Source organism: Mycobacterium sp., assembly GCF_965229105.1.
In the GTDB taxonomy this organism is placed as follows: Bacteria; Actinomycetota; Actinomycetes; order Mycobacteriales; family Mycobacteriaceae; genus Mycobacterium.
Genome location: NZ_OZ245858.1, coordinates 4,650,727 through 4,668,029, shown reverse-complemented (window position 1 = coordinate 4,668,029; position 17,303 = coordinate 4,650,727). Strand labels below are relative to the sequence as shown.

General features: G+C 66.6%; 20 protein-coding genes. 6 read left to right on the top strand and 14 right to left on the bottom strand.

From position 1 onward, the window contains the following. Positions 1 to 4 precede the first annotated feature (4 nt). Positions 5 to 1,918 carry a 1-deoxy-D-xylulose-5-phosphate synthase gene (dxs, locus tag ADBZ9O_RS21775; protein WP_526524992.1) on the top strand — a complete coding sequence of 638 codons (1,914 nt, stop codon included), beginning with the start codon at positions 5 to 7 and terminating at the stop codon, positions 1,916 to 1,918. Positions 1,919 to 1,926: 8 nt separating this feature from the next. Here the strand turns inward: dxs and ADBZ9O_RS21770 are convergent, their stop codons facing one another. Genes ADBZ9O_RS21770 through ADBZ9O_RS21760 form a run of 3 tightly spaced genes read right to left on the bottom strand, consistent with a single transcriptional unit; the run spans position 1,927 to position 4,280 of the window. Further along, positions 1,927 to 2,433 (bottom strand): phosphate-starvation-inducible PsiE family protein, encoded by a 507-nt coding sequence (locus ADBZ9O_RS21770; RefSeq protein WP_526524991.1) that lies wholly within the window; start codon positions 2,431 to 2,433, stop codon positions 1,927 to 1,929. Position 2,434: 1 nt separating this feature from the next. Further along, positions 2,435 to 3,742: an HRDC domain-containing protein gene (locus tag ADBZ9O_RS21765; RefSeq protein ID WP_526524990.1), complete on the bottom strand. Its 1,308-nt coding sequence runs from the start codon at positions 3,740 to 3,742 to the stop codon at positions 2,435 to 2,437. A gap of 1 nt (position 3,743) precedes the next feature. After that, a complete protein-coding gene (locus ADBZ9O_RS21760) occupies positions 3,744 to 4,280 on the bottom strand; it encodes a DUF3000 family protein (RefSeq protein WP_526533372.1) in 537 nt (178 codons plus the stop codon). 123 nt (positions 4,281 to 4,403) lie between these two features. Between ADBZ9O_RS21760 and hemE the strand changes: the two genes are divergently transcribed. The 3 genes from hemE to hemQ are packed head-to-tail and all read left to right on the top strand — an operon-like array spanning position 4,404 to position 7,539. Further along, on the top strand, positions 4,404 to 5,465 hold the full coding sequence (gene hemE, locus ADBZ9O_RS21755) for a uroporphyrinogen decarboxylase (RefSeq protein ID WP_526524989.1): 1,062 nt from the start codon (positions 4,404 to 4,406) through the stop codon (positions 5,463 to 5,465). Beyond that, positions 5,462 to 6,841 carry a protoporphyrinogen oxidase gene (locus ADBZ9O_RS21750; protein WP_526524988.1) on the top strand — a complete coding sequence of 460 codons (1,380 nt, stop codon included), beginning with the start codon at positions 5,462 to 5,464 and terminating at the stop codon, positions 6,839 to 6,841. The genes hemE and ADBZ9O_RS21750 overlap by 4 nt, the downstream gene beginning before the upstream one ends. A 5-nt stretch (positions 6,842 to 6,846) precedes the next feature. Beyond that, entirely contained in the window at positions 6,847 to 7,539 is a 693-nt protein-coding gene (gene hemQ, locus ADBZ9O_RS21745) for a hydrogen peroxide-dependent heme synthase (protein WP_526524987.1), read from the top strand. Between the two features lie 8 nt (positions 7,540 to 7,547). On the opposite strand, the gene msrB is transcribed toward hemQ, so the two are convergent. From msrB to ADBZ9O_RS21725, 4 genes are read right to left on the bottom strand one after another with little or no spacing between them, the layout of a single operon-like run. Continuing rightward, a complete protein-coding gene (gene msrB, locus ADBZ9O_RS21740) occupies positions 7,548 to 7,955 on the bottom strand; it encodes a peptide-methionine (R)-S-oxide reductase MsrB (RefSeq protein WP_526533370.1) in 408 nt (135 codons plus the stop codon). 20 nt (positions 7,956 to 7,975) lie between these two features. Then, positions 7,976 to 9,295 (bottom strand): arabinofuranan 3-O-arabinosyltransferase, encoded by a 1,320-nt coding sequence (aftC, locus tag ADBZ9O_RS21735; RefSeq protein WP_526524986.1) that lies wholly within the window; start codon positions 9,293 to 9,295, stop codon positions 7,976 to 7,978. Between the two features lie 20 nt (positions 9,296 to 9,315). After that, complete coding sequence (locus tag ADBZ9O_RS21730) at positions 9,316 to 10,875, bottom strand: alpha/beta fold hydrolase (protein ID WP_526524985.1); 1,560 nt, start codon at positions 10,873 to 10,875, stop codon at positions 9,316 to 9,318. Positions 10,876 to 10,900: 25 nt separating this feature from the next. Then, entirely contained in the window at positions 10,901 to 11,674 is a 774-nt protein-coding gene (locus tag ADBZ9O_RS21725) for a pyrimidine reductase family protein (protein WP_526524984.1), read from the bottom strand. Between ADBZ9O_RS21725 and zapE the strand changes: the two genes are divergently transcribed. After that, the gene (gene zapE, locus ADBZ9O_RS21720) at positions 11,673 to 12,746 is read left to right on the top strand and encodes a cell division protein ZapE (RefSeq protein WP_526533368.1); all 1,074 of its coding nucleotides are present in this window, start codon (positions 11,673 to 11,675) and stop codon (positions 12,744 to 12,746) included. The genes ADBZ9O_RS21725 and zapE overlap by 2 nt on opposite strands. A 55-nt stretch (positions 12,747 to 12,801) precedes the next feature. Here zapE and ADBZ9O_RS21715 read toward each other — a convergent pair whose 3' ends face one another. The 6 genes from ADBZ9O_RS21715 to ADBZ9O_RS21690 are packed head-to-tail and all read right to left on the bottom strand — an operon-like array spanning position 12,802 to position 16,254. Then, the gene (locus ADBZ9O_RS21715) at positions 12,802 to 13,359 is read right to left on the bottom strand and encodes a GNAT family N-acetyltransferase (protein WP_526524983.1); all 558 of its coding nucleotides are present in this window, start codon (positions 13,357 to 13,359) and stop codon (positions 12,802 to 12,804) included. Between the two features lie 7 nt (positions 13,360 to 13,366). After that, positions 13,367 to 13,897 carry a hypothetical protein gene (locus ADBZ9O_RS21710; protein ID WP_526524982.1) on the bottom strand — a complete coding sequence of 177 codons (531 nt, stop codon included), beginning with the start codon at positions 13,895 to 13,897 and terminating at the stop codon, positions 13,367 to 13,369. 56 nt (positions 13,898 to 13,953) lie between these two features. Continuing rightward, the gene (locus ADBZ9O_RS21705) at positions 13,954 to 14,376 is read right to left on the bottom strand and encodes a PPOX class F420-dependent oxidoreductase (protein WP_526524981.1); all 423 of its coding nucleotides are present in this window, start codon (positions 14,374 to 14,376) and stop codon (positions 13,954 to 13,956) included. A gap of 50 nt (positions 14,377 to 14,426) precedes the next feature. Continuing rightward, positions 14,427 to 15,020, bottom strand: a complete 594-nt coding sequence (locus ADBZ9O_RS21700; protein ID WP_526524980.1) for a methylated-DNA--[protein]-cysteine S-methyltransferase — start codon at positions 15,018 to 15,020, stop codon at positions 14,427 to 14,429. Continuing rightward, positions 15,020 to 15,499: an RNA polymerase sigma factor gene (locus tag ADBZ9O_RS21695; RefSeq protein WP_526524979.1), complete on the bottom strand. Its 480-nt coding sequence runs from the start codon at positions 15,497 to 15,499 to the stop codon at positions 15,020 to 15,022. Before ADBZ9O_RS21695 ends, ADBZ9O_RS21700 begins: the two co-directional genes overlap by 1 nt. A gap of 35 nt (positions 15,500 to 15,534) precedes the next feature. Next, on the bottom strand, positions 15,535 to 16,254 hold the full coding sequence (locus tag ADBZ9O_RS21690) for a Clp protease N-terminal domain-containing protein (protein ID WP_526524978.1): 720 nt from the start codon (positions 16,252 to 16,254) through the stop codon (positions 15,535 to 15,537). Between the two features lie 142 nt (positions 16,255 to 16,396). Here ADBZ9O_RS21690 and ADBZ9O_RS21685 point away from each other — a divergent pair, with 142 nt between their 5' ends. Then, a complete protein-coding gene (locus ADBZ9O_RS21685; RefSeq protein WP_526524977.1) occupies positions 16,397 to 16,729 on the top strand; it encodes a hypothetical protein in 333 nt (110 codons plus the stop codon). Here ADBZ9O_RS21685 and ADBZ9O_RS21680 read toward each other — a convergent pair. Then, the gene (locus tag ADBZ9O_RS21680) at positions 16,726 to 17,211 is read right to left on the bottom strand and encodes an SRPBCC family protein (protein ID WP_526524976.1); all 486 of its coding nucleotides are present in this window, start codon (positions 17,209 to 17,211) and stop codon (positions 16,726 to 16,728) included. The genes ADBZ9O_RS21685 and ADBZ9O_RS21680 overlap by 4 nt on opposite strands. Between the last annotated feature and the right edge of the window lie 92 nt (positions 17,212 to 17,303).

Below are 17,303 nucleotides of genomic sequence, written 5' to 3'. Positions count from 1 at the left end.
CCAGATGCTTGAAGAGATCCGCGGCCCCGCAGATCTGCAGCACCTGTCGCAGTCCCAGCTAAGTGATCTAGCTCACGAAATTCGTCAGTTTCTGATCCACAAGGTGGCCGCTACCGGCGGGCATCTTGGCCCTAACCTGGGTGTTGTCGAGCTGACCTTGGCGCTGCATCGCGTGTTCGACTCGCCGCATGACCCGATCATCTTCGACACCGGCCACCAGGCCTACGTGCACAAGATGCTCACGGGTCGCAGCCAAGACTTCGACACCCTGCGCAAACAGGGCGGGCTTTCCGGTTATCCGTCCCGCTCCGAAAGCGAACATGACTGGGTCGAATCCAGTCACGCGTCGGCGGCTCTCTCCTATGCCGACGGGCTGGCCAAAGCGTTCGAGCTGACCGGTCACCGCAATCGCCACGTGGTCGCTGTCGTCGGCGACGGTGCTCTCACCGGTGGTATGTGCTGGGAGGCGCTGAACAATATCGCCGCGGCGCGGCGGCCCGTGGTGATCGTGGTCAACGACAACGGCCGCAGCTACGCACCGACCATCGGCGGTTTCGCCGATCACCTGGCCACCCTGCGCCTGCAGCCGGGCTATGAGCGCCTGCTGGAAAAGGGCCGGGGCGCCGTCCGCGGTATGCCGCTCATCGGTGAGCTCTGCTACCAGTGCATGCACAGCGTCAAGGCCGGCCTCAAGGACGCGCTGTCTCCGCAGGTGATGTTCACCGATCTCGGGCTGAAATATGTCGGACCCATCGACGGTCACGACGAGCACGCCGTCGAAGCGGCGCTACGCAGCGCGCGCGGGTTCAACGCGCCGGTCATCGTGCACGTCGTCACCCACAAGGGCATGGGCTACGCGCCCGCCCAGGCCGACGAAGCCGAGCAGATGCACTCCACCGGTGTGATCGATCCGCTCACCGGCCTGGCCACCTCGGTCTCCGCGCCCGGTTGGACTGCCACGTTCTCCGACGCCTTGATCAAGATCGCGGCCAAGCGCCGCGATATCGTCGCCATCACCGCGGCGATGCCGGGCCCGACCGGTTTGAGCGCATTCGGGAAGCGGTTCCCCGACCGCCTGTTCGATGTCGGTATCGCCGAGCAACACGCGATGACCTCAGCCGCCGGGCTCGCGATGGGCGGGCTGCATCCGGTGGTCGCCATCTACTCGACCTTCCTCAACCGCGCGTTCGACCAGCTGATGATGGACGTCGCGTTGCACAAGTTGCCGGTCACGCTGGTGCTGGATCGCGCCGGTGTCACCGGCCCCGACGGCGCCAGCCACAACGGCATGTGGGACCTGTCGATGCTCAGCATCGTGCCCGGTATGCGGGTGGCCGCGCCGCGCGATGCGGCCACCCTGGGCGAGGAACTGCGTGAAGCCGTCGCGATCAATGACGGACCCACCGCGTTGCGCTTCCCCAAAGGCGATGTCGGACCGAATATTCCGGCCCTCAAGCGGCGCGCCGGGGTCGATATTCTGGCCGTGCCCGCCGACGAGCTCTCCGATGATGTGCTGCTGATCGCGGTCGGGTCGTTCGCGTCGATGGCATTGGCCGTGGCGGGTCGGTTGCGCGATCAGGGCATCGGTGTGACGGTCGTCGACCCACGTTGGGTGGTACCGATTCCCGCTGTCATCGCGGAGCTGGCCAAAGCCCACAAGCTGGTGGTGACGTTGGAGGACAACGGCGTCAACGGTGGTGTCGGGTCATCGGTGTCGGCGATGCTGCGACGCAACGAGATCGACGTGCCCTGCCGCGATATCGGGGTGCCGCAGGAATTCCTCGACCATGCCTCGCGCAGCCAGGTGCTGGCCGATATCGGTCTCACCGATGCCAATGTCTCGAGGCAGATCACGGGCTGGATTGCGGCCCTGGGAAGTTCGGTCGCTGAGCCCGAAGTCAGCCAACATCTCGACTAGGTTCGGCGTCAGCTTTCGTCGCCCGCGTGCTCGCCGGCGTCACTGACATCACGTCGCCGTTCCCGCAGGATGAACGCGGCGACGGCAAGCACGAGGACCAGTGCGCCCAAGACGCCGGTCTGCACAATGGCCCTGGCGAACTGCGGCCCGTCGTGTAACAGCTTGGCTGCATCGACCGACTGCACGACGATCTCCTTGATACAGGCCAGGATTCCGACGATCAGGAACGGTTCGGCGACGATCTCATGGGATCGCAGACTGGTCCGCACGGCATACAGCAGTTCAACGAAAATGAAGATCAGTAGCAGGCCGTCGAGTAGCTCGAGCATGACGGTGCTCGCCGGGGTATGCCGCAACCCGATCAAGGTGTTGACCTGGGCGATTAGCAGGCCGACTGATCCGGCGATCAGCAGAACGGCGATGGCCCAGTAGACGGCGTCCTCGGCAACACTGAGGACCCGATCGGCGAACAGCTGCCGGTCCTCTTCGTCAGGTGTTTCGTCTTTCGGTGACACGTCAGCTCGGCTCCGCAGTTGCGCTCAGTGCCTCAGCCAGGACCGGTGCGGTGAGATCCCGCTGCCACTGACGAGCTCCGGCGTCGCGCAGAAACGCGTCGATCGCCGCGACGGTATCCGCTGCGGCGCCAGGCACCGGCGTCCAGTCCCAGCACAGCCGGCGGACCAGCTCGGGGGAGAGCAGGTTCTCGCTGGGCACGGTCACCGACGTCGACAGCACAGTCAGCGCCGCGCGCGCTGCCTCAAGGCGGGCCGCCGCTTCGGGTTTGCGCTTACTCCACCGCACCGCCGGCGGTGGGCCGGTCTGCGGCTCCGAAACCTCGGGTGGGTCCGGGTTGACCCTGGCTGCAGCCAGGGCGTCGAGCCAGACCTGAGCACTGCGACGTTGCTTGCTACCGCCGAAAATCGGCAGCTTGGTCAGGTCGTCGACCGTGCCGGGGTCGGCCTGGGCGGCGGCGATGATCGCCGAATCGGGCAGGATACGGCCGGGGGCGATATCGCGGCGGCGGGCGATGTTATCGCGCACCGTCCACAGTTCGCGGACCGCGGCCAGGGTTTTACGATTGCGCACCTTGTGAATTCCTGAGGTGCGCCGCCACCGGTCGCGACGGGTCGGCTGGGCTTCGTAGGTGCGCAGGTGCTCGAATTCCTCTGCCGCCCAGTCGGTCTTACCTTGGTGTGCCAGCTCAGCGGCGACCGCATCGCGCAATTCGACGAGCACTTCGACATCGAGTGCGGCGTAGTTCAGCCACGCGTCGGGCAGCGGGCGTTTGGACCAGTCGGCGGCACCGTGGCCCTTGACCAGCCCCAGCCCGAGTAGCCGCTGCACCATCGCGGCCAGGTTGACCCGGTCGAATCCCGCCAATCTGCCGGCCAATTCGGTGTCATAAAGCGCCGGTGGTCGCATGCCGACTTCGGCCAGACACGGTAGGTCCTGGTCGGCGGCATGCAGAATCCATTCCCCGTCATCGAGGACCTTGGCGATGGGCCGCAGCACGGTCATCGGGTCACCGCCGTCGCCGACAGGGTCGATCAGCACCGTGCCCGCACCGGCCCGCCGGATCTGAATGAGGTAGGCCCGGTTGGAGTACCGGAACCCCGAGGCGCGCTCGGCGTCGACGGCAAACGCACCGTGTCCTGTGCCCAAAAACTCTGCGGCTTCGGCGATTTCGTATGCGGTGACCGAGGTTTCGGGTACTCCGTCGGCGGGCGCCGTCAGGGGAGTGGGTGCTGGTTCGTCCGAGTGTTCGGCGGTGTCTTCGGCTGGGGGTTCGACCGGGAGTTCGGTGTCTGGATCGGGGTGCGACATCTCAGGCGCGCGACCGCGATCCGAGGTTGGTGACCCCAACCGGTGGCAGACCGGCGGCGTGTTCGAGCACTTCGCAGAACGCCTGGACGTGGGTACCGAGATCGGGTGTCGTCGCGGTCCACGAGGCCCGCAGTTCGAGCTGATGGGCTCGGGGCGGCCCGGAGATATCGCCGTAGCGCACCGAGGTGGTGGCGGTGACGGTGCCGCCGAGTGCGGTGACGTGTTCCGAGCGCGATTCCAGAGCCTCGATCAGCCAGCTCCACGCCACCTCGGGTAGCAACGGGTCGATCGCCTCGGTGGAGTCCAGGTCGGCCTGGATGTAGGCGACCAGACGCATGGTGCCGTCCCAGGCGTCGGAGCCGTCGGGGTCGTGCAACAGGATCAGCCGCCCGAACGCGTCACCGTCGGATTGTTCGGGTACGACGGCAGCGTCCGGTTGCTTCACTTCTGCGCCGACGGCATAGCTGAAAGGCGCGAGCCGCTGGGGTGGGCGGATCGGGCCCACCTCTATTTCGGCCCGCACGGTAGCGGCATTCATCGCAGCTACCGCGGCGCGGAATTCAGCCGGTTCGGCAGACGTCACAATTTTCGACGGTAGACCTATCAGTGCAGCTAAGAGTGCAGGCGCGCCGCTTTTATCGGCATGGCAGCATAAGAAGCGATGAATACCCGTCGCGAGCTGCCCAATTCTGCCTACCTAGCCGCCGCAGCCGGCCGCAAACCGTCCCATATCCCGGTCTGGTTCATGCGCCAGGCCGGGCGGTCGCTGCCGGAATACCGGGCGTTGCGGGCCAAGAACACCATGATGCAGGCCTGTTTCGATGCCGAGCTGATCTGCGAGATCACCCTGCAACCGGTCCGCAGGCACAAGGTCGACGCTGCGATCCTGTTCTCCGATATCGTCGTGCCGCTGCGCGGGGCCGGTATCGATTTGGACATCGTGCCCGACGTCGGGCCGGTCATCGCCCACCCGATCCGATCCGCCGCCGATGTCGCGTCGATCAAACCCCTTGAAGCCCAACAGGTTGCGCCGGTCTCGGACGCGGTCAAGCTGCTGGTGAACGAGCTCGGCGAGGTACCACTGATCGGCTTCACCGGCGCCCCGTTCACGCTGGCGTCCTATCTGGTCGAAGGTGGGCCCAGCAAGCACCACGAGCGCACCAAGGCGATGATGCTCGGCGAGCCGGCGACCTGGCATGCGCTGATGACGGCGCTGACCGACATCACCATCGGTTTTCTGCAGGTACAGGTGGCCGCCGGCGTGGACGCCATTCAGCTGTTCGATTCGTGGGCGGGCACGCTGTCGCTGGCCGATTACCGTCAATACGTATTGCCGCACTCCACCAGGGTGTTCGCGACGCTGGCCGATGCCGGTGTGCCGATGACCCACTTTGGGGTCGGCACCGCTGAGCTGCTCGGGGCAATGTCGGAGGCGCTCGGCGTCGGCGGGCCCGCGGTGGTGGGCGTGGATTGGCGCACGTCGCTGACCGATGCGGCCGGTCGGGTGCCCAAGGATCGGGCACTGCAGGGCAACCTCGACCCGGTGGTGCTGCTGACGGAATGGGCGGTGGCCGAGCGCAGCGCCCGCGCCGTCGTGGAAGACGGCAGACGCGCCATCGAGGCGGGTGCGGCCGGGCACATCTTCAACTTCGGCCACGGCGTGCTGCCCGCCACCGATCCCGGTTTGCTCACCGATCTGGTGGCATTGGTGCATTCGTTGTGAAATCCGACGGCAACCCCACCTACTCCATCATCGGTGGCGGGATTTCCGGGCTGGTCGCCGCGTTCCGGTTGCGCCGCATCGTCGGTGACGACGCGACGATCACGCTGTTCGATCCGGCTGACCGGCTCGGCGGGATCCTGCGCACCGAACGGGTCGCCGGCCAGCCGATGGACGTCGGTGCGGAAGCGTTCGTCGTGCGCAGACCCGAAGTGCCCGCGCTGTTGGCCGAGCTCGGCCTGGCCGGCCGCCAGCTGGGCACCACCGGGGTGCGGCCCCTGATCTACAGCCAGGCCAGGCTGCACGCGTTGCCCTCGGACACCGTCAACGGAATCCCCAGTTCGGCGGGATCGATGGCCGGTCTGGTCGACGACCAGACGCTGAGCCGGATGGCGGTCGAGCCGACCCGGCCCCTGCAGTGGCGAAGCGGAGCCGACCCCACGGTCGCCCAGCTGGTCGACGACCGGTTCGGCGACCAGGTGGTGGCGCGGTCGGTCGACCCGATGCTGGCCGGGGTGTACGCGGGGTCCGCGGCGACGATCGGGCTGCGATCAGCGGTCCCGACGGTGGCGGCCGCCCTGGACCGGGGCGCGACCAGCCTGACCGACGCAGTGCGTGCCGCGCTGCCGCCGAATTCCGGCGCCCCGGTATTCGGGGCGATCGACGGCGGATACGAGGTGTTGGTCCGGGAACTGGTCGCCCAGAGTGGGGTGCGCTGGATCGGCGCAGGCATCGACGACATCAGCCGCGACGGCACCGGCTGGACGCTCTGCGATGACGCGGGCACGCACTGGCGCGCCGACGCCGTCATCCTGGCCCTGCCAGCGCCCCGACTGGCCCGGCTGGTCGCCGCGGTCGCGCCACGGACCGCCGCAGCCGCCGCCAGGATCACCGTGGCGTCGTCGGCGGTGGTGGCGCTCGCCGTCCCAGGCGGAACCCCACTGCCGTCACGCTCCGGGGTGCTGGTCGCCAGCGGGGAGCAGCTCAACGCCAAGGCCATCACGCTGTCCACCCGCAAATGGGGCCGCGGCGGGAACGCCGAGCTGCTGCGGCTGTCGTTCGGCCGCTTCGGGGACACCCTGGCCCGTGACACCTCCGACGAGCAGCTGCTGGCGTGGTCGGTGCGCGACCTGGCGACGGTCTTCGATGTCGACGTCGAGCCGGTCGATGTGTGTGTGCACCGCTGGCTGGATGCGATGCCGCAGTACGGGCCCGGACATGCCGAACTGATCGCCGAACTGCGGTCCGGGCTGCCCCCGACGCTGGCCGTCGCGGGCAGTTATCTCGATGGGATCGGCGTACCCGCCTGCGTCGGCGCCGCAGGGCGCGCGGCAACAGAGGTGGCCCGGGCGCTGACACCGGGCGGGGTGGCACGATAGGAGTCATGGCCAAGCTCGACTATGACGCGCTCAACTCCATGACCAGATACATGATGATCTCGGTCTTCGCTGTCCAACCTGAAGCGCTGGGCGAGGATCGCTCGGCGATCGTCGACGAGACGGCGACCTTCCTCAAGCAGCAGGAAGAGGGCGGCGTCGTCGTACGTGGCCTCTACGACGTCGCCGGGTTCCGGGCCGACGCCGACTTCATGATCTGGACGCACGCCGAGCGGGTCGAGGACCTGCAGGCGACCTACAAGGACTTCCGTCGCACATCGCTGGGACGGGTCAGCGAGCCGGTCTGGAGTGTGGTGGCCCTGCACCGGCCTGCCGAGTTCAACAAGAGTCACGTCCCGGCGTTCATTGCCGGCGAAGAGCCAGGCGACTACATCTGCGTCTACCCCTTCGTCCGGTCGCTGGAGTGGTACCTGCTGCCCGACGACGAACGCCGCAAGATGTTGGTCGAGCACGGCATGTCGGGCCGTGAATATCCCGACGTCCGCGCCAACACCGTGCCCGCCTTTGCGCTCGGCGACTACGAGTGGATTCTGGCGTTCGAAGGACCCGACCTCGGTCGCATCGTCGAACTCATGTGGAAGCTGCGGTACACCGACGCACGGCGTCACGTGCGCGAGGAGATCCCGTTCTTCACCGGCCCGCGCGTCGGCGTCGAGCAGCTGGTCGCTTCGCTTCCGTAACGCCAGCGCTATTCGGTCGGTACCAGCTTCAGCGAGATCGAGTTGATGCAGTACCGCTGATCGGTCGGCGTCGGGTATCCCTCGCCGGTGAACACGTGGCCGAGGTGGCTGTGGCAGTTCGCGCACAGCACCTCGACACGGCGCATGCCGTGGGTGGTGTCGGGGCGCAGGATCACCGCATCCGAATGCGACGGGTCGAAAAACGACGGCCATCCGCAATGCGATTCGAATTTCTCTGAGCTGCGGAACAATTCGGTGCCACACGCCCGGCATTCATAGACGCCTGCGGTTTTGGTGTCGGTGTACTCGCCGATATTCGCCGGCTCGGTGCCCGCTTGTCGCAGCACCGCGAATTCCGCGGGGGTGAGCTTCTCGCGCCACTGGTCGTCGGTCAGCTCCAACTTGGGGCCGGGTATCCCTGACGTCGTTTCCTGACTCATGCGTCTACGCTAGCGCGCGGCTCCCCACGAGTCATCCACGGCGGATCGATACCGCCGTCGAGGCGACCGTCCGCCTTGGCGTCGAGGTAGCGGAAATACAGCACCACGAACACCACGATCAGCAGCAGTGACCACCCGTAGGTCACGCGCATGTACTCCAAGAACCGGCCGGTGGTCGGCCAGTGCCAAAGCAGGTACTTGTCGATGGCCATGAATCCGTAGATGGCCAACCAAGCCGGCCAGTTCCTGATCACCGAGTTCGGCAGCACCACCGTCATCAGGAACGGGAACAGCATCATCGAGTAGTAACCCTGGCCCAGCGAGAGCACCAGGAACGAGGCCGTCAGCAGGACCCCGGACGATGTCAGCAGCCAGAACCGCGGATCGCGCTCACGGTAGTACTTGTTGAGCAGCCACAGGCTGGCGATGGTCAACGCCGCAAAGACGATGCGCAGCAGCAAGATCAGCCAGGGCGGCAGACCGTAGTAGGTGCCGTTGCCGACGATCGAGCTGTTGAAGTAGTCGCGGCTGCTCAAGATGTAGGGCAGCGTGCGGTGCACGAAGTTCATCGGATCGGCCACCAGCGGCCAGGCTGCCGCGTTGAACACCACCGGCACCGCGATACCCGCGACCACCGCGCGCCACTGTCGGTTGAGCAGTGGCAGCAGCAGCAGTGGTGCGAGCGAGGGTTTGACCACCAGCGACAATCCGATGGCGATACCGGCCAACCATTGATGTTTGGGCTTGCCGTCGAGCAACCAGCGCAGGAACAGCACCTCCAGCAGCAGCATGACGCCGTTGATATTGGTGAACACCAACGTGTTGGTCACCGACTCGGTGCAGAACATCGCCAGGATCAGCGCCGGGAGCGCCACCGAGGTGAACGTGTAATTGAACAGCCGGATCAGGAAGTAGGCGGCCAGCAGGATCGCGATGGTGTTGAAGGTGATGAACCAGTACCGCGATGCGTCGACGGGCAGGTAGCCGAAGGGGGCCAGCAGCAGGGTGCCGCCCGGCGGGTAGAGGTAATGCGGGTCGACGTAGTCGAAATGCTCGTTGTAGATATCCCAGCCGAGCTTGAAGTTGATGACCGCGCGGTAGACCGGGCCGAAGTCGTCGGTGATGAACCCGTTGGTCGCCAGCACGTAGCTGCGGTGGAACACCGACATGAGCGCCAGGGGCCACAACGCCGAACGCAGCACCGTCGCGACGCTCGGTGCGGTGGTACGGGGCGCGAACAGACGCAGGACGGATCCGCGCCAGTCGGATTTACCAGGATTATCGGAACCAACAGCCGCCACGGCAGCACCGTACACCGACGCCCTTGACGGTTGTCTCAGGCTGGGCAGTACGTGTCTGTCTCGGGTGTCTTACCGCTGTCCAGGTAGCCGAGCAGGGGCGGCATTGCGCACCCGCTGTAGATGCTGGCGCCGTGGCCGATGCCCTGCCACATCACCCGCCTGCTGTTGGATCCGGCGTTGATGATGGTGGCCGCGGTGGCGGGCACGCCTTCGGCGCCGACGATCGGGTCGTTCTGCACTCCCAGGATCAGGACGCCGACCTTGAGGTCCTTCGGTGCATCGGGTGCGGTACCGCTGGGCCAGTTCAGGCATTTGACGAGGTTCAGTGCGGCGACGGAGCCGAATTGCGGGTACAGCTTGCCCCAGGCGACGACGAGTTCGCGGACCCGGTCGGGGGTGGGCCGGTTCAATGAGTCGCTGCAGCGGTTGATGAATTGACCGTCGGTTTCCTGCACGGCGTCGGCCTGGTCGATGAGGTTGTTCAGCTGGTTATCGTCGCCGTTGCGGGCCGATGCCAGGGCGCCGGCCAGTCGCGCGGTGTTGGTGGCCCGGTCGCCATCGGGAAATCCGAGCGCGGTGACGATGCCGTTGACCAGAGCCGATACCGCTTGCCCGCCGGGACCGTTGCCGTTGCGGGCGGCAGACAGCAAAGAGTCCACCGCGGCTTTGGGATCGGCGCCAAGGGGACAGTTGGTGGCGGCGCATTGGGCGGCGAAGGCGTCCAATGCGGCCTGCTGGCCTTTGACCTGCTGCTCGGCGGCGGCTTCTGCGCTGATACCCAGGGCGACCGGAGAGTCCAGCACCAATCGGGCCACCTTGTCGGGGTGTGAGCTCGCATAGGACAGGGCGACCTGGCTGCCGTTGCCGATTCCGATCAGCGCCAGCGAGGGCACGTCCCAGATGCTGCGCAGCTTCTCGATGTCCTCGCCCGCATGGGCGTTGTCGTAGGCCGAGTCGCCGGGGGCAATGGTGTCGGTGCAGCTGGTCGTTGCCGTCATGGTGACCGCGCCGAGCCTGGCGACCGGGTCGTCGCCGGCCTCGAACTGCGCCTGGTCTCGCATCTCCTGGCGGTCGTAGAGGTCGCGGCAGTCCACCGGGCCGGACATGCCCATTCCGCGGCGGTCGACGGCGACGATGGGATGCGATTTGAGGATGTCGGCGCCGGAGCGGGTCAGCCACACCGGCAGCTGAAGCGACGTCGGCAGGTCTGATCCGGTGGTGAACACCAGTGGGCCGGCATCCGGTGGCGTCTGCACCGAGCGGGCCCGCACCACACCGATGGTCAGCGTCCCGGTGGCGCCGTTGATCGGGTCGAGATCGGCGTCGTAGGTCGCGCAGTCCAGGGTGACCCCGGGCGGCGCGGGCAATGCGGCGTCACCGAACACGCGCGACGTGCACTCCCGCCAGCTCAGGTCGTTCTTGGGCGCGGCAATCGGCGGGGGACCGTCTTGCGGGGCAGCGGTGGTCGTGGGTCCACCGCCACTATGACCGGAGTCGGTGGCGAATTTCGGGTTGGCGGCCAGCCCGGGCGCGCAACCGGCCAGCAGTGCGCTGACCGAGAGCAGGACGGTGGCGATCTGGGCCCGGCGACTCATGCAGCCCACAGTAGCGATAGGTGCTTCATGCACCCCGCACGTAACGGCAGTACAAGTATCCGAGGTCGTCGGCCAGCAGGTGCGCGCGCCGCAGTCGGGTATCGATGGCGCCTGCGGCCTTCGCGATCCGGCTGCCGTCGCCGCCGACGACGGTCGGGGCCAGCGTCAGACACAACTCGTCGAGCAGGTTGTCCCCGATGAAGGTGCCCAGCAGGCTGGGCCCGCCCTCGGTGAGCACGCGGGTCAGGCCGCGGGCGGCCAGCGCTGCCAGCATGGTCGCGGCGTCCACGCCCGACGGGTCGGCGCCCGAACAGTCGATGACCTCGGCAATACCGTGTAGTCGATCCCTGGTGTCGGCCGCGGATGCGGTGCTGGTCAGGATCAGCGGCGGCACCTCGGTCTGGGTGAACACCTTGGCGTCGCGGTCGAGTTGTCCGGAGCGGGTGACGATCGCGATCGGTGGGATTTCGGCCTGCCCGCGGGCCTGGCGGTCTTGGCGCTCGGCGACGTTCAGTTGGGCGCCGGCGTAATTCTCTGCCCGCACGGTGCCGGCTCCGACGACGATGACGTCTGTCAGTTCGCGCATCAGCCGGAACAACGCCCGATCACCGGGCCCACCAAGGCCGCCCGATTTGCCGTCGAGGGTGGCGCCGCCGTCGAGACTGCTGATGAAGTTGGCCCGCACCCAGCACGCCGTCAGATCGGCGGGGTACGCGTAGAGCTCGGGCAGGCGGGATTCGTCGACTGCTTCGGTCGCGCCGAGCAGTGTGAGCTGTGTCCCAGCAGTGGGTTCGGCCATAAGGACGATTGCAGCACGTCGCTACAGTGCGTGCATGAATTCCCCCGGGGTTGGCCATCTGGTTGACCGTCATCCCACGGTGTCGCCGGAGCGGCTGATCGCCGGGCTCAATCCGCCTCCGACGTTTAGTGACGTCAGCTTCGCGACGTACCGCCCCGACCCGGACCAGCCGTCCCAGACCGCCGCGGTCGAGTCCTGCCAGAACTTCTGCGCGCAGGCCGCGCAACGCCGGGTCGGCAAGAAGAAGTTGTTCGGCAAGCGTGAGGTGCTGCCGGGGGTGGGCCTGTACCTCGACGGCGGTTTCGGTGTCGGCAAGACCCACCTGTTGGCTTCGATCTACTACACGCTCACCGGAGCTGACGCAGCGCCCGCGGCGTTCGCGACGTTCGGGGAGCTGACCCAGCTGGCCGGTGTCTTCGGCTTCGTGGAGTGCATCGATCTGCTATCTGAATATGTCGTGGTCTGCATCGACGAGTTCGAGCTCGACGACCCAGGCAACACCACGCTGGTCTCCCGGATGCTCTCGCAACTGGTGGAGCGGGGAGTGTCGATTGCGGCGACGTCCAACACGCTGCCCGAGCAGCTCGGCGAAGGCCGGTTCGCCGCCCAGGACTTCCTGCGCGAAATCAACACGCTGGCAAAGATTTTCACGACGGTGCGGATCGAAGGCCCGGATTACCGCCATCGTGGGTTGCCGCCGGCGCCCGAACCGCTCACCAATGAGCAGGTCGCCGAGCGGGCAGCGCAGGTACCCGGTGCCACCCTCGACGGGTTCGACGCGTTGTGCAAACACTTGGCGACCATGCATCCGTCGCGGTATCAGGCGTTGATCGACGGTGTTGCCGAGGTTTTCATTACCGGTGTGCATCAGATCGACGATCAGAGTGTGGCGCTGCGACTGGTGTCGCTGACCGACCGGCTTTATGACGCGGGTATTCCGGTGGTCGCCTCAGGGGCGAAGCTCGATACCGTCTTCAGCGACGAGATGGTCGCCGGCGGTTACCGCAAGAAATATCTGCGGGCCACCTCGCGGCTGCTGGCGCTGACCGCGGCCGGGATCAAGACGCTCTAGTTTTTCCCGCGAACAGACGCAAAGGTCCAGCAACACGCCGGTCTGAGATACCCCTTTATGTCTGCTCGGCGGAGGGCAGGGGCCGCACCAACACGTAATCGGCTTCGATACCCGACCCCAACCGGAATGTCTTGGTGCCGGCCACGGTGAACCCGTGCTTGCCGTAGAACCGCTGCGCGCGCAGGTTCTGCTGATTCACCCCGAGCCACACGCTGGCCGCGCCCGCCGCGGCGGCGTGCTCCAGCGCAGCCTGCATCAGGGCTGCCGAGACCGCACCGCCATGGCTGTCGGGCAGGACGTACATCTTCGACAGTTCCACCGAGGGGCGCGCCGCGACTGCCTGCTGGACGTCGGGATCGTCGGGCACCCCGTCAATCGTCATGGCGTACCCCAGGATTCGCGGGCCCGAGGTGTGATCGCGGGCGATCAGCACGGCGCGGGTGGGGTCGACGATGTATTCGGTGAACCGGCCGACGGACAGGGTGGTGGCGATGAACGCGGCGATATCGTCGGGGTGCGCGGCCGGTGGGCAGGCCAGCGGGAATGTGGTGGCCGCGACGTCGGCGAGCTCAACGAGGTCACCCACTTTTGCGGTGGATACGTCAACGGTCATGCGATGGTCAGGGCAGTGGTGTGCCCGGCTCCCAGATGTTCCACTGCGCCAGATGCTTGCCCGAACGGGGTTCCAGGAGAACCACATTGGTGACACCGGCCCGGTACACCTGCCAGTACACCGCTCCGTCGACGGTGGCGCCGTTGGGCACGTTGAGCAGCGCGGTCTGCAGCGCATCGGGTGCGTCGGTGTTCTTGGGTGCATAAGCGTCGGCGTAGGGAGTGACGCCGTCGAAGCTGAACGCCAACGCCATCGCCGACGGTGTGGGTACTTCCACGGCGTGCACGGTCACCGCCGCGCGCCAGGGTCCACCCTCGTTACGCCACCGGGGGGACCCGGTCGGGGCATAGCCCGGCGGCGGGTCGGTGGGCAGGACGTCGTGGACGGTGACGTCGGCGACGATGCCTCCGTAGTTGACGCGCAGGGTGTCTCCGAGTCGGCCGATCGGTGTGTCAGCCGCCGCGGCGACAGGGGCGGGACCGACACCGACGACGGCGATGGTGAGGGCTCCGAGCAGGGTCGCAAACCAGCGGCGCATGAAAGGCATGATGGCACATGGCCGGCAACCGGCGGGCGGGTTGGTCCCGAACGGGCTCAGGAGGCCCAGGGTCCGAGGCCGCCGACCTTGTCGATGCTGATCCGGGTCAGGAATCCCGCCGGTGACCCTTCAGGTGGGAAACCCGAATTGGGGCCGAGCATGACCTCAGCCAGTGCGTCCAGCAATTCGGGCGCACCGCCCTCGACGATGCGTGCCGTGCCGGTCACCGACAGATACGGCGTCTGCACACCCGGCTTCGCTGGCGCGACCATGGTCACCGCCACCCGCGGGTTGTTGCGGACGTTGCGGACCTTCTTGTAGGCGGCAAGGTGAGCGGTGACAAGCTCGTCACCGTCCGGGGTGGACTGCAGCGCGAACCAGACCAGACTGACCTGCGGGCCGCCGTCGGGGTTGAGTGTCACCAGGGTGCCGTCAACACCCGATCCGATGAAGTCACGAGCGGCGTCATTGAGTTTCATGTCGATACCAACTCCTTTATCCCTGAAAGTACTCCCAGACCGTCGTCTGATCAGGCTGCGTGCTCCAAATCGAGCAACGTCAGCTTGGTCTCCGCGCCGCCCAAGTACTGACCGGGGGAGCCGTCGGAGCGCACCACCCGGTGACACGGGATGACCACCGGCAACGGATTGTGTGCGCAGGCGCTGCCGACCGCCCGGACTGCCTTCGGGCTGCCCACCGCGGCGGCGACATCGGCATAGGTTTCGCGTTGTCCGTAGCCGATATCGCGCAGATGCTCGATCACGGTGCGCCGAAAGCCTTGTGTCAGACGCAGATCCATCGCCACATCGAATCCGGTACGCCGATGGGAGAAGTACTCGTCGAGCTGTCGGGCGGTGTCGTCCAAGCGGGCAGGCGCGCGCAGGATGCGGGGGCTGATGAGCTCGGCCAAGCTGGCCAGGACCGCATCGTGGCCCTCGATGTCGAAAGCCACCCGCACCAGACCGAGCTCGGTCCTGGCCAGCAGCAGGACGCCGATAGGAGTGTCGACGGTGCGGTAGGCGATATCGAGCAGCTCACCGTCGACAGCATCGGTCACCAGCCGAGCATGCAGCCGGTTCAGCGCGACCGCTTCATCGGATTGGCTAAACATGTTGGTAGTCATCAGGTTTGATCCTTTGCGTAAAACGCACGGAGCGTTTTGATACCGTCCGCGGCGGCACGGCGCGCGGCGTCGGGGGAGTTGCCAAGCAGGGCAGCGATATCGGCGAACGGCAACCCCGCGATGTGGTGATACGCCACCGCCAGGCGCTGTTTGTCGGGGAGCCGGGCCAGTGCTGGCCACAGGTCAAGGTCGCGGCCGGCGGGGTCGGCGTGGGTAGCGGCCCGCTCGGGTACGACGTCGGTCGGTACCGCGCGCCGGGAGCGGGCCCGGCCGGCGTCCAGCGCGCGCCGGTGCGCGATCGTCACCAGCCAGGCCTCGACATTGGCATCGGCTGGCAGTTCGGGGTAGGCGCGCAACGCCGAGAGGAAAGTTTCCGACCAGGCGTCCTCGGCGTCGTCAGGCCCGACGACCGCACGACAGACTCGCAGCACGGTCACTCCGTGCTGCGCCACCACTTCCTCGAACGGACGCACCCTCACATCATGAAGACGCCCGGGCACCGGTGATTGTGAGGTCAGCTGTTTTCGCTGACCGACCTGAGCATCCCGGCCAGGTCGGATTCCGTGGTGACCTTGTCGATTCCCAAACGGTGCAGGGGTCCGTCACCGTCTTCGCATTCCAGCAGCGCCAACAGCAAGTGCTCGGTGCCGATGTAGTTGTGGCCGAGGCGAAGGGCCTCCCGAAACGTCAGTTCCAGCACCTTCTTCGCCGGGCCGTTGAACGGCACCAGCGCCAACGGCTCGCCATCAGGTGGCGGCAGTGTGACGGTGGCACGCACGTGCTCGGGCGTGACGCCTTGGGCGGCCAGCAGGGCCACCGACAAGGCGCCGGTGTCGTCCAGCAGGCCCAGGAGCAGGTGGTCAGGTGCGATCTCGTGGTTGCGGGCGTCATGGGCGGCGGTCTGCGCAATGACGACCGCACTGCGCGCACGGGGGGTGAAGCGGGCGAACCCCTCATTGGGGTCCATCGGGACGGTGTCGGCCTTGGGCACGAAACGCTTCTGGGCGGCCTGTTTGGTGACGCCCATACAGGTGCCGATATCGGTCCACGAGGCGCCCGAGCGGCGGGCTTGATCGACGAAATGCCCGATCAGGTGATCCGCGACCTCGCCGAGGTGCTCGGCGGTCAGCATCGCGTCGGTGAGCTGTTCGAGTGCATCGCTGTGCACGGATTTGATGGCGTGAATCAGGGTGTCGAGGCTGACGGGGTAGGTGATCGGGGCGGCATCGCTCATGCGTCAACGGTAGGTTGACGATGGACGTTCGTCAACTGTGGGTTGACGATGGTGACGGGTCGGAGGTTCACTCGCCGCCGCGGCTCCGGCATGCCTAAAATCAGTCCCTGAGCCATCGGTCGGGGTACGCCGAGGAGCCATCATGAAGAATCGAATCCGCCGCAGCGCAGTCACTCTCGGCGTCCTGACGGGGGTGTTGGCCGCCCCAATGGCGGTGGCCACCATTGCGACGCCCGCAGTGAGTTGGGCCTGCCCCGTTGGTCAGGTCCCACAGGGAGGTGGGTGCGCGGCCTACTGTCCGCCGGGCGCGTTGCTCGATACCCAATCTGGTTCCTGCGTGCAGCCCGCAGCCGCACCGGCACCGCCTCCGCCTCCGCCTGCCCCGGCCTGGAATGGCGACATCACGCCGTTCTTCTCGGTATGCGCCGGTGTCCCGACGCCGATCCCGTTCGTCGGTATCAACGCCTGTATCTAGCCCTTGGGGTAGCCGCGGCGCACACTGCGATCGAGGATGCCCAGGGTGGCCCGGATGGCCAGCTCGGAGATGACCGGGAAGATGCCGGCGTCGCGCCACTTCTGGTCGATAGTGGACCAGTCGTAGAACGACGTGACCACAGTCCCCTCGCCATCGGCGGCGGGTTCCAGCCGGTACCCGTAGACGTGTCCGATTTGTGGGCGGATCTGCCCGAGAATGGTCCAGGCGATCAACGCGTCAGGTTCGAATTCGGTGATCTGCACCGTCACGTCGTAGCGGCCCAACGCCGGGAAGTCGTTCAACGCTTCACGATCCATATGCACGACGAACGAGTCGCCCACCGCGGTCACCGGATCCCCGTCAGCGTTCTGCAGCATGCCCGACGAGTCGATGGCGACGTGCCCCTGTGGGTCACACAAGAGGGCAAAGATGTCGGCTGCGGGGGCGGGAATGGTGCGCTGAAGTTCGATGCGATCGGTCATGACTCGATTCTGTCTGATGTGATTCCAGGGATTTCCCGAAAGTGTGGTTTGGATCACAGTCATCGGGGTACAACATGTCGCACGACTTCTGG

Coding starts and splice junctions, on each gene's coding strand:
- ADBZ9O_RS21715 (WP_526524983.1), bottom strand. CDS start 13,359: ATGACCGTTGACGTATCCACCGCAAAAGTGGGTGACCTCGTTGAGCTC.
- hemQ (WP_526524987.1), top strand. CDS start 6,847: ATGGCCAAGCTCGACTATGACGCGCTCAACTCCATGACCAGATACATG.
- ADBZ9O_RS21680 (WP_526524976.1), bottom strand. CDS start 17,211: ATGACCGATCGCATCGAACTTCAGCGCACCATTCCCGCCCCCGCAGCC.
- ADBZ9O_RS21765 (WP_526524990.1), bottom strand. CDS start 3,742: ATGTCGCACCCCGATCCAGACACCGAACTCCCGGTCGAACCCCCAGCC.
- ADBZ9O_RS21690 (WP_526524978.1), bottom strand. CDS start 16,254: ATGAGCGATGCCGCCCCGATCACCTACCCCGTCAGCCTCGACACCCTG.
- ADBZ9O_RS21725 (WP_526524984.1), bottom strand. CDS start 11,674: ATGGCCGAACCCACTGCTGGGACACAGCTCACACTGCTCGGCGCGACC.
- ADBZ9O_RS21710 (WP_526524982.1), bottom strand. CDS start 13,897: ATGCGCCGCTGGTTTGCGACCCTGCTCGGAGCCCTCACCATCGCCGTC.
- ADBZ9O_RS21760 (WP_526533372.1), bottom strand. CDS start 4,280: ATGAATGCCGCTACCGTGCGGGCCGAAATAGAGGTGGGCCCGATCCGC.
- ADBZ9O_RS21685 (WP_526524977.1), top strand. CDS start 16,397: ATGAAGAATCGAATCCGCCGCAGCGCAGTCACTCTCGGCGTCCTGACG.
- dxs (WP_526524992.1), top strand. CDS start 5: ATGCTTGAAGAGATCCGCGGCCCCGCAGATCTGCAGCACCTGTCGCAG.
- hemE (WP_526524989.1), top strand. CDS start 4,404: ATGAATACCCGTCGCGAGCTGCCCAATTCTGCCTACCTAGCCGCCGCA.
- ADBZ9O_RS21730 (WP_526524985.1), bottom strand. CDS start 10,875: ATGAGTCGCCGGGCCCAGATCGCCACCGTCCTGCTCTCGGTCAGCGCA.
- ADBZ9O_RS21700 (WP_526524980.1), bottom strand. CDS start 15,020: ATGACTACCAACATGTTTAGCCAATCCGATGAAGCGGTCGCGCTGAAC.
- ADBZ9O_RS21705 (WP_526524981.1), bottom strand. CDS start 14,376: ATGAAACTCAATGACGCCGCTCGTGACTTCATCGGATCGGGTGTTGAC.